Source organism: Thermaerobacter sp. PB12/4term, from assembly GCF_003403315.2.
GTDB lineage: Bacteria > Bacillota > Sulfobacillia > Thermaerobacterales > Thermaerobacteraceae > Thermaerobacter.
This window is the reverse complement of sequence record NZ_CP048407.1, coordinates 1,219,731-1,233,948: the sequence shown is the minus strand read 5'-3', so window position 1 is coordinate 1,233,948 and position 14,218 is coordinate 1,219,731. Positions and strand designations below refer to the sequence as shown.

The following is a 14,218-nucleotide window of genomic DNA, read 5'->3' as shown; positions in this document are numbered from 1 at the left end:
ACGATCCAGGCACCTTGCCTGGCCGGCGGGGCATCAGAGGGCCCGGGCCACCTCCTGCTCCTGGAACACCTCCAGGACGTCGCCCTCCTTGATGTCGTTGAAACGCTCGATGCCCACGCCGCACTCGTAGCCCTGGGCCACCTCGCGCACGTCGTCCTGGAACCGCTTGAGGGAGGCGATGCGGCCCTCGTAGATCACCGTCCCGTCGCGGATCACCCGGACCCGGGCGTTGCGGGCGATCTTGCCGTCGGTGACGTAACAACCGGCCACCGTTCCCACCCCGGGCACCCTGAAGGTGGCGCGGACTTCCGCCTGCCCCAGGACGACCTCCCGGATCTCCGGCTTGAGCAGGCCCTGCAGGGCCTTCTTGAGGTCATCCAGCAGCTCGTAGATGACCCGGTACGTCCGGATCTCCACGTTCTCCTGGTCCGCCGCCCGCCGGGCGTTGGCATCGGGCCGGACGTTGAACCCGACGACGATGGCCCGCGAGGCGGCGGCCAGCATCACGTCGGATTCGCTGATGGCGCCCAGGCCGGTGTGCAGCACCCGGACGTAGACCTCGTCGGTGGAGAGGCGCTCCAGGGCCGGGATCAGGGCGTCCAGCGAGCCCTGCACGTCGGCCTTGACGATCAGGCGCAGCTCCCGCTCGCCCGCGTCGCCGCCGGCCTGCTGGGAGAACTGCTCCAGGGTCAGGCCACGGGCGGCCCGCATCTCCTCCTGGCGCCGTTCCTCCTGGCGCCGGGTGGCGATCTCCCGCGCCTCCCGCTCGTCGGCCATCACTTCCAGCCGGTCGCCGGCTTCCGGCACCTCCGAGGCGCCCAGCACCTCCACCGGCGTGGAGGGGCCCGCCTCCTCCACCGGCCGGCCGCGGTCGTCGAACAGGGCGCGGACCCGGCCGTAGGTCGTGCCGCAGACGAAGGCGTCGCCCACCCGCAGGGTGCCCGTCTGGACCAGGACCGTCGCCACCGGACCGCGGCCGCGGTCCAGCTTGGCCTCGATCACGGTGCCCACCGCGGGCCGGTCGGGGTTGGCCTTGAGCTCCTGCAGCTCGGCCACCAGCAGGATCATCTCCAGCAGCTCGGCGATGCCCTGGCCGGTGTGGGCCGACACCTCGACCATGACCGTGTCGCCGCCCCATTCCTCGGGCACCAGGTTGTATTCCACCAGCTGCTGCCGGACCCGGTCGGGGTTGGCCTCCGGCTTGTCGATCTTGGTGATGGCCACCACGATGGGCACGCCCGCCGCCCGGGCATGGTTGATGGCCTCGACGGTCTGGGGCATGACGCCGTCGTCGGCAGCCACCACCAGCACGGCGATGTCCGTCACCTGGGCGCCGCGGGCCCGCAGGGCGGTGAAGGCCTCGTGGCCCGGGGTGTCGAGGAAGACGATCTTCTTCTCGCCCACCTCGACCACCGAGGCGCCGATGTGCTGGGTGATGCCGCCCGCCTCCTGGGCCGTGACCCGGGTGCTCCGGATGCGGTCCAGCAGGGACGTCTTGCCGTGGTCCACGTGGCCCAGCACCGTCACCACCGGCCAGCGGGGCTTCAGCCGCTTAGGATCCTCCTCGGCGGCCGCCGGGTCGGCCTTCCTGGCCAGCTCGGGCTCGGGCTCCTGGATCTTCACCGTGAAGCCGAACTTCTCGGCCACCCTGGCCGCCACGGAGGCATCGATCTCCTGGTTGATCGCCGCCATGACGCCCATGCCGATCAGGGTCTGGATCACCTGGGCGGGGGTCAGGCCCAGCAGCTCGGCAAAGGCGCCCACGGTCACGGCACCGGTCAGCGTCACCTCGCCGCCCACCCGGGAGCCGTGGCGGATCTCGTGGGTGGCATCGTCCTGGGCCCGGCGCCGGCGCCGCTCCTCCTTACGGCCGCCGAAGAGGCGCCCGTCGTCCTCGTCGTCCAGGAACTCCCGCTCGTCCCGCTCGTATTCCTTGCGCTTGGCCCCGCGCCGGGCACCGGCCGCCGGCCGGCCGGCACCCGGCCTGCCGGCCACGCCCGGCCGCCCGCCACCGGGCCGCGGGGGTGCAAACCCGCCACCCGGGCGGCCGCCGCCGGGCCGGGGGCCGCCCGGCCTCCCCCCGCCGGGCCGGCCGGCGGCGCCACCCCGCGGCCCGCCGGCACGGGCATCGCCCGGGCGGCCCTCGCCGGGGCGGCCGGGCCGCCCGGGCCGGTCGCCCCGGCGGTCATCCCGCCGCTCGCCCCGCGCAGGCCCGCCCCCGGGACCGCCCCGGCCCTGGGCTCCCGCCGGCTGGGGCCCCCGTCCCGGCACGGGCCCGGCCGGGCCTCCTTGAGCCTGGGGGCGCGAGCCGGCGGCCCCGCCTCCGGTGGATCCTTGCGGCCCGCCCCGGGCAGGACCGGCGGGCGGCATCCCTCCGGTACCGGCCGCCCCAGCCCCCCGACCGCCGGCCCGGGCCGCCGCCCCGCCCGTCGGGGCTCCGCCGCCCGCCGCGGGCGCACCCGGCCGGGTCTGCGTCGCGCCGCCAGCCCCGGCCGCTGCTCCGGGGAGCGCACCGGCTCCCGGACGCGCTCCCGCCGGCGCTGCCGGCCGCCCTCCGGCGGCCGACGCTCCGCCCGGCCCGGCTCCCTGCCCGGGGGCCACAGGCCGGGCCCCCGGGCCTGCCGCAGTCCCTGGTGCCCCGGGGCGCGGCCCCCCGGAGCCTGTGGCCGGTGCCCCCGGCCCGCCACCGGGCCGAGAGGGAGCCGCAGGCCGGGCGCCCATGCCGTTGCCCGCACCGCCGGGCGCACCCGCCCTCCCGGCAACGGGCTGCGGGCCTGCCGGCCGGCCCGCTCCCGCCGCTGCCCCGGGCGCGGCCCCCTGGGAACGGGCATCACCCGGCCGCACCCCGGCGGACGGGCGGCCACCGGCCGCCGGGTTCGGCATCCCGCTTGGCCTGCCGGCCCCCGGCGTGCTGCCCGCCCCTGCGCCGGCGGGCCGGGTGCCCGAACCGGCTGCCGGCCCGCCCGGCCGGGCGGCCGGCGGCATCCCCGGCCGGGATCCCTGGGCCGTGGCCGGGGCGCGCCCGCCGTTGCCGCCGGTTGCTGGTGGCGTGCCCCGGCCCGCGGCTGCCCCGCCGGTCCCGGTACCGGATCCTCCAGGACCCCCAGCCGGCCCGGTGCCGGACCTCGCCGTGCCCCCGTTCTGCGATCCCTGGCCTGCGGGCCCGGAGTCGCCGCGCAGAATCTGGGTGATCCGGCGCGCCACCTGGTCGTTGATGGTACTCATGTGGTTCTGGATGTCGATGTTCAGCTCGTCGTGCAGGATGCGCAGGATCTCCTTGCTCTGCACACCCAGCTTGCGAGCCAGTTCATAGATGCGAATGCTGCGTGACAAACGGCTCACCCCCCGATTCTGCGCCCGTTCCTCCGGCCCCGGCCGATAGCCGTTCCCGCAGGGCTGCAGCCAGTCCCTTGTCCGTGACGGCCAGCACCGCGCACTGGGGCCGGCCGGTCAGCGCACCCAGCTCGCCTTTCCCGCCCCACACCACCAGGGGCACGGCATCCCGGGCCGCCAGCCGGGCAAAGCGGCGGTGGCATGCAGCCCCTGCGTCGGCCGCCACCACCACCAGCGCCGCCCGCCCCTGCTGGAAGGCGTGACGGACGGCGTGATCCCCCGCCGCCAACCGGCCGGCGCGGCGGGCCAGCCCGATGAGTCCCCGCGGATCACCCTTACCGCCCGGCACCGGCATCCGCTCCCGTCACCAGTTCCGCCAGCTGGCGCCGCAAGGCCTCCACCGTGGCAGCGTCCAGATCGGTCTTCAGCGCCCGTCCCAGCTCCCGCGCCCTGAGGGCCCGGTCCAGGCACGCCGGGTCGGGGCAGAGGTACGCTCCCCGCCCGGCCCGGCGGCCGGTGGGGTCGAAGGCCACCTCACCCTCCGGGGTACGCACCACCCGGAGCAACTCCCGCTTGGGCCGGACTGCCCGGCAGCCGATGCACGTCCGCTGCGGAATGTGCCTTGGCACGGACCGTCACCTCGATTCCGGGCCGGGCGTCTCCGCCCGCGGGCTGCCATCCTGGTCCTGCGCCGGGCCCTCGCCGTCCCAGCCGCCTGCCGCCCCGTCGCCTTCCTCCCAGCGGCCGTCGCCGCCGTCGCCGGTCTCATCCCAACCGCCGGAGCCGTCCTCTCCGGCCCACTCCTCAGCGGCCCCGGCGCCGTGATCATCCCCGCGGCCACCCTCACCAGACCACCAGTCCCAGTTCTCGCCGCCCGCGCCGCCGCCATCGCCGGCATCGCCGAAGGCCCCGGCGCCGAACAGCTCGTCCAGGTCGTCGTCACCGGCGCCCTCCTGACCCTCCCCGCCGGCTCCGGCCAGCACGGCGTCGATGTCCCAGTCGTCCTCCCGGGCCAGCCACTCGGCCGCCTGGGACTCGGCGTGGATGTCGATCTTCCAGCCCGTCAGCCGGGCGGCCAGGCGGGCATTCTGGCCTTCCTTGCCGATGGCCAGGGAGAGCTGGTGGTCGGGGACGATCACCCGCGCGACTCGGGTTTCCGGCTCCAGGATCACCCGGGTCACCTTGGCCGGCGACAGGGCGTTGGCCACGAACTGTTCCGGTTCGTCCGCCCAGCGGATCACGTCGATGCGCTCGCCGCGCAGCTCGGCCACCACCGCCTGGACCCGCGCGCCCCGGGGCCCGACGCAGGCCCCCACGGGGTCCACCCGCTCGTCCCGGGTGTCGACGGCCACCTTGGCCCGGACGCCGGGTTCCCGCACCGCCTCCTTGATCTCCACGATGCCGTCGTGGATCTCCGGCACCTCCAGCTCGAAGAGGCGCTTGATGAGGTTGGGATGGCTGCGGGAGATGAGGATCTGCGGCCCCTTGGGGGTCTTGCGCACCTCCACGATGTACACCTTGATCCGGTCGCCCGGCCGGTAGCGCTCGCCGGGAATCTGCTCCGACGGAAAGAGCACCGTCTCGGTCCGGCCCAGGTCGACGAAGACGTTGCGCCCCTGCACCCGCTGGACCACGCCGGTGACGATGTCGCCCTCGCGGGCAATGAATTCTTCGTAGATGAGGTCGCGCTCGGCCTCGCGGATCCGCTGCAGGACGACCTGCTTGGCGGTCTGGGCAGCGATGCGGCCGAAGTCCCGCGGCGTGACCTCCTGTTCCACCACGTCCCCGGGCTTGTAGCGGGGGTCGATCTCCCGGGCCTCGGCCACGCTGATCTGGGTCGAAGGATCCTCCACCTCCTCGACCACGTCGCGGCGGGCCACCACCCGGATCTCGCCCGTCTCCCGGTCGATGCGCACGGCCACGTTCTGGGCCGTGCCGAAATGGCGGCGGAAGGCCGCCACCAGCGCCGCTTCGATGGCCTCCAGCAGCGTATCCTTGTCGATGCCCTTCTGCCGCTCCAGATCCTCCAGCGCCTCAATGAATTCCGCATTCATGGGCGGCCAGGCGCCTCCTTTCCCCTGACACCGGACCCGTCGCCCTGGCCGGGGACCGTGACGCGTTCAGCGTCCACGGTCTAGATCCGCACCTGCAGCTGGGTCTTGGCCACCGCGTCGCGGGGAATGCGGTGGATCCCCTCCTGGTCGGTGACCACCACGTGCCCGTCTTCCAGTCCCTCCAGGCGACCCTGGAATCGCCGCCGGCCGTCCACAGGGCGGTAGGTGGTCACCTCCACCTCGCGCCCCCGGAACCAGGCAAACTCCCGATCGTTGCGCAGGGTGCGGTCGAGGCCCGGGGACATGACCTCCACCACCACGTCCTCGGCCAGGCCTTCCACACCCTCCAGCACCGGATCCAGCGCTTCGCTGAAGGCGGCGCACTCATCCATGGTCACGCCGCCCTCCCGGTCCACCACGCACTGGAGGAACCAGCGCCCGCCCTCCCGGCGGTATTCCACGTCCAGCAGGACCAGCCCCCGCTGCTCGGCCAGGGGCTCCGCCAGCTGGGCGACGGCCGCCTCCACCTTGCGGTTGCTCACCCTGTCGCCTCCCCGCGGGTGGCCCGCCGGACCGGGCTGCCCCGGCCGCCCGGCATCCCCCGGGCGTTCCCCAGCGGGCGGGCCGGTCCCGCCACCCGGTTTACACGACACCGCCCCATAACGATCGAAAAGAGTGGGTGCAGAACCCACTCTTCCGGGACCATCGCTGGTTGGCGGCATGGCCCGGCGGGGACGAACCGGCCACCTTCCGGCCTACCGCCGGACCCCGCAACGGGCGCCCGCGCCGGCCACGGGGCCGGGCGCACCTGCCCAGAAGCAAGACCAGCGCCCTGAGGGCGCTACCTTGGGGCCAGTATACCACAGGCCCCAGGGGCCGGCAAGAAAGCCGTGGCCCGGGACTGCAGGCTCCGGTGGACCGACACCCCGGGCAGCCGGGCCCGGGACTGCACCAAGCTCCGGCTGGCGTCACCCCAGCCCGCGGTCGCGTGTCTGCACGAGGTCGCCGCAGGCGTGACCCCGGCCCGGGCCCTGATCATGCCGCGGCAAGCCCCGCCATGGGCCGGCCGCTACGGCGCCAGGCCGGTGGCCGCCAGGAAGAGGGGGTTCAGGAGCAAGCCCAGCCCCCCCGCCACCACCATCCCCATGATGGTGATCAGGATCTGGCGGCCCAGGGCGGTGCCCCGGGCCGCCCGCTGGACGATGGGCACCAGGATGACGGCGCTGGCCAGGGAGGCCAGAACGGTGCCGTAGGCGGCCTGGGACGGCGCGATCCGCCCCTGGGCGGCCAGGTTGGCGGCGGTGGCGGCGCTGGAGGCGCTGGACACCAGGCCGCCGAGGAAGCTCACGCCGTAGAACCCGGCGGTGCCCAGGTAGCGCTGGCCCAGGGTGGCGATGACGTTCAGCACCAGAAACACCAGCCCGAACTCCAGGGCCGCCCGCACCGAAAAGGGCGAGGTCAGCCGGACCTCCGGCGCTTCTTCCCCGGCCGGCACCCGGGCCCGGATGGCCAGCACCAGGGCGAGGATCAGCATGAGCCCCACGGGCAGGAGGCCGTAGGGCAGGGCCACCGGAGCGAAAAGGCCCAGGACCAGGCCGTTGCGGATGAACATCGCCGCCTTGGCCAGCATCACGCCGCGGAAGGCAAACCGCTCCAGCGGCGGGTTCGCACCGACCTTGAGGGCCATCTCGGCCACGGTGGCGGTGCTGTTGACCAGCCCGCCCAGGAAGCCCGTGTAGGTGACGCCCCGCGCGCCGTAGACCCGCAGGAGCACGTAGTTGGCGAACCCGATGGCCGAGATCAGCACCACCATGAGCCACACCCGGCGCAGATCGAACAGGCCCCAGGGGTCGACGGGCTCGTCCGGCAGGACGGGCAGGATGACAAAGGAGATCACCCCCAGGTAGATCGCCGCGTGGACCTCGTCCCGGGAGATCAGGGCCGTCCAGCCCACCAGTTCCTCCTTCCAGGAAAGCAAGAGCAGCATCAGGATGGTGGCCGCCACGGGCGTGAAGATCTGGCCGCGGCCCACCAGGATGCCGTTCAGGGCGGTGAGCAGGAGGGCCACGGAGGTGGTGATCTCGACACTTTCGTGGGCGCGCAGGTTCTGCCAGCTGTTGATCAGCACCACCAGGGCGGTGAAGGCCAGGACGCCCAGCATGAAGGGCAACCGGTAGGGCGGATCGGTGGAGGCCGCCAGGGTCCCGGCCAGGGCGGTGAAGGCGAAGGTGCGCATGCCCAGTTCCTTGCCCGCCCGGTGTCGCTCCAGGCCTACCAGGAGGCCCAGGGCCAGGGACAGGGCCAGGTTTTGCAGGTCGACCCAGGTTGCTTCCGGCCGCATGGCCGCCCTCCTTCGCCTCCCGGACCCGGTTGCCGCCCGCCCTGGCCCAGGGCCTGCCGTATCCCTCCGCTCTCCGGTGCGGGCCCCCTTAACGCTTGCCCACCGAGCCGTCCCGCCGGTTTAGCTCATCCAGGGCCTGCCGGACCCGGCGAGCCACCTCGGCCGCCGCCTGGTCCACCGGCACCGGCGTGGCCTGGCCGGTAGCCCGTTCCACCACCTCGACCTTGCCCTCCGCCAGGCCGCGCGGCCCCACGGTAACCCGCAGGGGGAACCCGATCAGGTCGGCGTCGTTGAACTTGACGCCGGGCCGCTCGTCCCGGTCGTCCAGCACCGCCTCCACGCCCGCCTCGAGCAGCTGGCCGTAGACCCGCTCGGCGGCCTGGCGCTGGTCGGGTTCGGCATAGTTGACCGGCACCACCACCACGTGGTACGGCGCCACGGACATGGGCCAGATGATGCCCTTCTCGTCGTGGTGCTGCTCGATGACCGCCGCGACCGTCCGCGTGATGCCGATGCCGTAGCAGCCCATCACCATGGGCCGCTCCTGGCCGTCGGCGTCCTTGAAGGTGCAGCCCAGGGCCTCGCTGTACTTGGTCCACAGCTTGAAGATCTGGCCCACCTCGATCCCCCGGGCCGCGGCCATGGGCGTGCCGCACTCGGGACACGCGTCGCCCGCGCCCACCAGGCGCAGGTCCGTCACCCGGTCGGGGGTGAAGTCCCGGCCCGGGTTGACGTTGAAGAAGTGGTAGCCTTCCTCGTTGGCGCCGCAGGCGGTGTTGCGCAGGGCCATCACTTCCTCGTCGGCCAGCACGGGCACGCCCTTGAGGCCCACCGGCCCCGCCGACCCCGTGGGGGCCCCGGCCACCTCCAGCACCTCCTCCCGGGAGGCCATCCGCACGTCCAGGGCGCCGGTGGCGTTCTTCAACTTCACCTCGTTGAGCTCGCGGTCCCCGCGCACCAGGGCCGCCACCAGCTGAGGATCCCGCCCGTCGTAGATCGCCCAGTAGAACAGGATCTTGATCTGGCGCTGGGGCGGGATGCCCTCCGCCTCGGCCAGCTGGGCGATGGTGCGGACGCCCGGCGTGGCCCGCTTCTCCAGGGGCCGGGGCGCCTCGTCGACGGGCGGGGCCAGGCGGCTGGTGGCCTTCTCCACGTTGGCCGCGTAACCGCACGCATCGCAGTATACGATCAGGGCCTCCCCGTAGTCCGCCAGGGCCATGAACTCGTGGGTGCCCGAGCCGCCGATGGCGCCCGGATCGGCCGCCACCGGCCGGAAGACCAGGCCGCAGCGGCTGAAGATGCGCCGGTAGGCGTCGTCCATGGCCTGGTAGCTGCGCTCCAGCCCCTCGGCATCGACGTCGAAGGAGTAGGCGTCCTTCATGATGAACTCCCGGGCGCGCATCACGCCGAAGCGGGGCCGGATCTCGTCCCGGTACTTGTTCTGGATCTGGTAGAGCAACAGGGGCAGTTGCCGGTAGGAGCTGACCGTGGCCCGCACCAGGTCGGTGATGATCTCCTCATGGGTCGGCCCCAGGCAGTACTCGCGGCCGTGCCGGTCCTTGAGGCGCCACATCTCCTCGCCGTACTGGGCCCAGCGGCCCGTCTCCCGCCAGAGCTCCGCCGGCTGGACGATGGGCAGGCCGACCTCCAGGCCGCCCTTCCGGTTCATCTCCTCCCGGACGATGGTCTCCACCTTGACCACCGCCCGCCGGCCCAGGGGCAGCCACTCGTAGATGCCGGCCGTCACCCGCCGGATCAATCCCGCCCGCAACATCAGGCGGTGGCTGGCGATCTCCGCTTCGGCCGGGTCGTCCCGCAGGGTGGGAATCAGCAGCCGGGTCCACCGCATGGGCTCCGCCTCCCGTCTTGCATCGCGGCTCCTGGTTGCAGGCTTGGTTGCAGGCTGGGGCGGCCGGGGCCGCCGGGGCACCCTGGCCCCGGCCCTGGGGGTCGTCCCCAGGGCACCGGTCCCGGTCCGGGGCTTTCCCGCGACACCCGCCGCCCCGCCGGCACCCGGGCGCCAAAAAAGCCTTTCGCCCGCGTCGGACGAAAGGCCGGCACCTGTGACCCGGAACGTCAACGGCCGGGCTCGGCCTGGGAGACCCTCCGGCCCAGCGCCCCAGGGCCTGTCCTGCCACCTTTCTCCTCTTATTCCTACCATGTCCCTGGGGACCGAACAAGATTCGGCCGGCGGCGGGTTCGCCGGTGCGGCCGGCCTACGTGCCGGCGGCGCGGCCACCGGCGCTGCCGGCCGGGGTACCGGCGGCGGGCCTGCCGGGGCGTCCTGCCTCGCTCCGGGCTGCGGATCCTGCGGCCACTCCGCCGGCGTCCTCCTCGCCGCGGCGGGTCGGAGCCGCCGCTTCCCGGCCGGCCGGAGCGGCTGCCCGCTTTCCATCCCCGTCACGGCCGAAGCGGCGGGCGACGTAGTCCTCCAGGATCTGGAGAAACCGCGGCACGATGTCGTCGCCCCGCAGGGTGGTGTACTTCTCGCCGTCGATGAAGACCGGAGCGGTGGGCTCTTCGAAGGTCCCCGGCAGGGAGATGCCGATGTCGGCGTGGCGGCTCTCCCCGGGGCCGTTCACCACGCAGCCCATGACCGCCACCTTCAGGGTCTCCACGCCGGGATAGCGCCGGCGCCACTCGGGCAGGCGCCGCTGGATGTAGGCCTGCACGTCCCGGGCCATCTCCTGGAAGAACGTGCTGGTGGTGCGGCCACAGCCCGGGCAGGAACTGACCTGGGGCAGGAAGGTGCGCAGGCCCAGGGACTGGAGGATCTGCTGGGCCACCCGCACCTCCTCCGCCCGGTCGCCGCCCGGCGTGGGCGTCAGGGAAATGCGGATGGTGTCCCCGATCCCCTCCTGCAGCAGCACCGCCAGGCCCGCCGTGCTGGCCACGATGCCCTTCATGCCCATGCCGGCCTCGGTAAGGCCCAGGTGCAGGGGGTAGTCGCAGCGGGCGGCCAGGGTGCGGTAGACGGCGATCAGGTCCTGGACCTCGGAGACCTTGGCGCTGAGAATGATTCGGTCGTGGGGCATGCCCAGTTCCTCCGCAAACCGGGCCGAGCGCAGGGCGCTCTCCACCATGGCCTCCAGAAGCACCTCCCGGGCGCTGCGGGGGTCGGGCCGGCGGGCATTGGCATCCATCAGCTCCGTCAGCAGGTCCTGGTCCAGGGAACCCCAGTTCACCCCGATGCGCACCGGCTTCTCATACTTCAGGGCGACCTCGATGATCTGGGCGAAGTTGCGATCCTTTTGCCGGGCGCCCACATTCCCCGGGTTGATCCGGTACTTGTCCAGGGCGCGGGCGCATTCGGGGTAACGGGTGAGCAGCACGTGGCCGTTGTAATGGAAGTCGCCCACCAGGGGCGTGGCATAGCCTGCCGCCCGCACCCGCTCCACGATGCGAGGCACGGCCGCGGCCGCTTCCTCCCGGTTGACGGTGATCCGGACCACCTCGCTGCCCGCCCGGGCCAGCTCGATGACCTGGGCGGCGGTGGCCTCGGCGTCGGCGGTGTCGGTGTTGGTCATCGACTGCACGACCACCGGGTGGTCGCTGCCGATGGGCACCGGGCCCACCCACACGGTGGGCGTTCGCCGGCGCGGCTTGGGGCCGAGTTCCATCATGGGGCTCCTTCCTCCGGTCAAACCAGCGCGCCCGCCCGGCCGGGACGCCGGCCTCCGATCACCCGCTGCGGGACCGCCCTGCCGGGGCGACGGGTCCGACCGCCCGCTGGGGTCGCCCGCCGCCGGGCGGCCTGGCCGCCTGCTGCGGGGCACCCGGCCGGCCCGCCGGCGATCTGCCGGCCACCCCCGAGCGGTCACGACGCGTTCAGTCGCAAGAGGTCGCGGTAGGTGATCACGATGGCCAGCAGCATCAGCAGGGCAAAGCCGACGAAGTGGATCAAGTTCTCCTGCTCCGGATCCACCGGCCGCCCGCGGACCGCCTCCACAGCCAGGAACACCAGCCGGCCCCCGTCCAGCGCCGGGACGGGCAGCAGGTTGACCAGCGCCAGGTTGGCCGAAAGGATGGCCGCCAGCAACACCACCTGGCTCAGTCCCACCTGGGCCGCCTCGCCGATCTGCTGCCCGATTCCCACGGGGCCGATCACATCGAACCCGCCGCGACCTGTCAGCATGTGGACCAGCGCGGTGACGAACCCGGCCGCCACCTGCCAGGTCGCCTGCGCGCCGCGGCTGACGGCTTCCACCACCCCGGTTCGCACCGTCTCCACCAGGGGACGGATGCCGACCACACCGGTTCCCGGGCGCCGGGGATCGGGCCGGGGCGTCACCTGGACGGCCAGTTCCCGGCCCTGGCGCTGGATGGTGAGCTCAACGGGCCGGCCGGCCGCGCCCTGGATGGCGGCCACCACCTGGTCCCAGGAGTCGACCGGCCGGCCGTCGATGGCCACGATGCGGTCTCCGGGCTGCAGGCCCGCGTCCGCCGCCGGGTAGCCCGGCACCACTTCCCCCACCACGGGCCGCGCCACGGGCACGCCGATGACGGCAAAGACCAGGGCGAACAGCGCGATGGCCAGGGCCACGTTCATCAGCGGCCCCGCGGCGATGATCTTCACCCGATCGCCCAGGGGCCGGCCGAGAAAGCGCCGCTGGGGCGGGACGTCCTCCAGCCCTTCCTCGTCGGGCTGCATCCCCGCCATGCGGACGAACCCGCCCAGCGGCAGGAGCCGCAGGCTGTACTCCGTCTCGCCCCGGCGCACAAAGGCCAGCCGGGGCCCGAAACCCAGGGCGAACTCGTGGACCAGCACGCCGCTTCGCTTGGCCGCCCAGAAGTGGCCCAGCTCGTGGATCACGATGAGCAGCGCGAAGACGGCGATCGTCCAGATCACCGTCAAGGGGGTCTCACCTGCCCTCACCCGTTGGGTCCCCGCCCGCGGGAGGCCTGCGCCGGCCCTGCCCCGGGGAGCGGAAGGCGCCCCGGCCCGTTCTTATTCCGCCCGCCCCGCTTCCCATGCCCCTGCCAGCAGGGCCCGCGCCTCGGCCCGGGCCCAGGCGTCGGCTTCCAGCACGTCGTCCAGGCCGGTCACCGGCTGGGGCCGGTGCCGGTCCAGCACCGCCGCCACCGTCTCGGCGATGCCCGGAAAGGGCAGCTTCCCCGCAAGGAACGCGGCCACCGCCTCTTCGTTGGCAGCGTTGAGCACGGCCGGGGCCGTTCCCCCTGCCTGCAGGGCCTGGTAGGCCAGGGCCAGGCAGGGGAAGGTCCCGGTGTCCGGCTCTTCAAAGGTCAGCATGCCCGCGGCGGCCAGATCCAAGCGCTCCACCAGCCGGGGTCCACGTTCAGGATAACACAGGGCGTACTGGATCGGCTGGCGCATGTCGGGCCGCGCCAGAACGGCCACCGCCGCCCCGTCCACCAGTTCGACCAGGCCGTGGACGATGCTCTGGGGGTGGATCACCACGGCGATGCGGTCGGCGGGCAGGCCGAAGAGCCAGTGGGCCTCGATGACCTCCAGGCCCTTGTTCATCAAGGTGGCCGAGTCCACGCTGATCTTGGCCCCCATGGACCAGTTGGGGTGGCGGACCGCCTCCGCAGGGGTCACGCGGGCGAGGGCCTCCCGGCTCCAGCCGCGGAAGGGACCGCCCGAGGCCGTGAGGATGAGCCGCTCCACCTCCTCGGGCCGGCGACCCTGAAGGCACTGGAAGAGGGCCGAGTGCTCGCTGTCCACCGGCAGCAGGCGGGCGCCCCGGGCGGCGGCCAGCCGGGTGACCAGGCTTCCTGCCGCCACCAGGGACTCCTTGTTGGCCAGGGCCACGTCCCGGCCCGCCTCCAGGGCCGCCAGGGTAGGGCGCAGGCCGGCGGCGCCGGTGATGGCGGAAAGGACGCGCCGGGCGCCCGGCCAGGTGGCCAGGACCTCCGCGGAGCCCGGTCCGACCAGGACCCGGACCCCTTCCCGCTCCAGCACCGGCTGCCACCGCCGGCCGGCCTCCGGATCCTCCAGGGCCACCACTTCGGGCCTGAGGCGGCGCACCTGTTCCAGCAGGCGGGCCCCGTCGCGCCCCGCGGCCAGGCCCACGGCCCGCAGGCGGCCCGCCATCCGGGCGATGACGTCGGCCGCCTGCCGGCCGATGGACCCGGTGCTGCCCAGGATCACCACGCCCGTCTCGGCGCCGGCTTCGTCCGGCGTGCCGCGGTCCCGCCGCCGGCCCGCAAGGGGCCTGCCTCCTCCACCGGAGCCGGACGGCCCTGCATCACCCCAAACCGGTTCCGACAGGGGCGGCTGGGCGGTGCCCGCAGCGGGCGCCGCGGCCGGTTCCGGCGCCCCCCGGCCCGCCGCCACCACCGGCCTTCCGCTCTTCAACGGTCCTTCCGCCTCCCCCCTGGATTTCCCGCCGGCTGCCGCCGCCCCGGCTCCGCTGGCCGCAGCTCCTGCGGCCGCGCGGGACCCGGTGGCCCCGGTGGCCCCGAATTACGGCCGTTGCGCACCTGCCCGCGGCCTCCCCTCGCCCCTCGGTCTCCCCCGGTCCTTGCG

10 protein-coding genes and 1 pseudogene are annotated in these 14,218 nt (G+C 73.8%); all 11 read right to left on the bottom strand.

What is annotated here, in order from left to right; all coding sequences use genetic code 11:
* Positions 1-33: 33 nt before the first annotated feature.
* Positions 34-2,271, bottom strand: coding sequence for a translation initiation factor IF-2 (gene infB, locus DYI95_RS12405; RefSeq protein ID WP_371731900.1), 2,238 nt, complete (start codon positions 2,269-2,271; stop codon positions 34-36).
* 972 nt (positions 2,272-3,243) lie between these two features.
* A pseudogene (locus tag DYI95_RS13235) lies at positions 3,244-3,288 on the bottom strand (hypothetical protein); the annotation flags it as partial.
* A 19-nt stretch (positions 3,289-3,307) separates the two neighbouring features.
* Positions 3,308-3,688, bottom strand: a complete 381-nt coding sequence (locus DYI95_RS05060; RefSeq protein ID WP_243149872.1) for a ribosomal L7Ae/L30e/S12e/Gadd45 family protein — start codon at positions 3,686-3,688, stop codon at positions 3,308-3,310.
* The gene (gene rnpM / locus DYI95_RS05055; RefSeq protein ID WP_116901516.1) at positions 3,669-3,962 is read right to left on the bottom strand and encodes an RNase P modulator RnpM; all 294 of its coding nucleotides are present in this window, start codon (positions 3,960-3,962) and stop codon (positions 3,669-3,671) included. The genes DYI95_RS05060 and rnpM overlap by 20 nt, the downstream gene beginning before the upstream one ends.
* A gap of 6 nt (positions 3,963-3,968) precedes the next feature.
* Positions 3,969-5,387 (bottom strand): transcription termination factor NusA, encoded by a 1,419-nt coding sequence (gene nusA, locus DYI95_RS05050; protein ID WP_116901517.1) that lies wholly within the window; start codon positions 5,385-5,387, stop codon positions 3,969-3,971.
* A gap of 80 nt (positions 5,388-5,467) precedes the next feature.
* Positions 5,468-5,929 (bottom strand): ribosome maturation factor RimP, encoded by a 462-nt coding sequence (gene rimP, locus DYI95_RS05045; protein WP_116901518.1) that lies wholly within the window; start codon positions 5,927-5,929, stop codon positions 5,468-5,470.
* Positions 5,930-6,456: 527 nt separating this feature from the next.
* A complete protein-coding gene (locus DYI95_RS05040) occupies positions 6,457-7,728 on the bottom strand; it encodes a DUF4010 domain-containing protein (RefSeq protein WP_116901519.1) in 1,272 nt (423 codons plus the stop codon).
* An 88-nt stretch (positions 7,729-7,816) separates the two neighbouring features.
* Positions 7,817-9,577, bottom strand: a complete 1,761-nt coding sequence (locus DYI95_RS05035; RefSeq protein ID WP_116901520.1) for a proline--tRNA ligase — start codon at positions 9,575-9,577, stop codon at positions 7,817-7,819.
* A 367-nt stretch (positions 9,578-9,944) separates the two neighbouring features.
* A complete protein-coding gene (ispG, locus tag DYI95_RS05030; protein WP_116901521.1) occupies positions 9,945-11,351 on the bottom strand; it encodes a flavodoxin-dependent (E)-4-hydroxy-3-methylbut-2-enyl-diphosphate synthase in 1,407 nt (468 codons plus the stop codon).
* A gap of 194 nt (positions 11,352-11,545) precedes the next feature.
* Positions 11,546-12,577, bottom strand: a complete 1,032-nt coding sequence (gene rseP, locus DYI95_RS05025) for an RIP metalloprotease RseP (protein ID WP_243149939.1) — start codon at positions 12,575-12,577, stop codon at positions 11,546-11,548.
* Between the two features lie 99 nt (positions 12,578-12,676).
* Entirely contained in the window at positions 12,677-13,843 is a 1,167-nt protein-coding gene (locus DYI95_RS05020; protein WP_116901585.1) for a 1-deoxy-D-xylulose-5-phosphate reductoisomerase, read from the bottom strand.
* Positions 13,844-14,218: the final 375 nt, after the last annotated feature.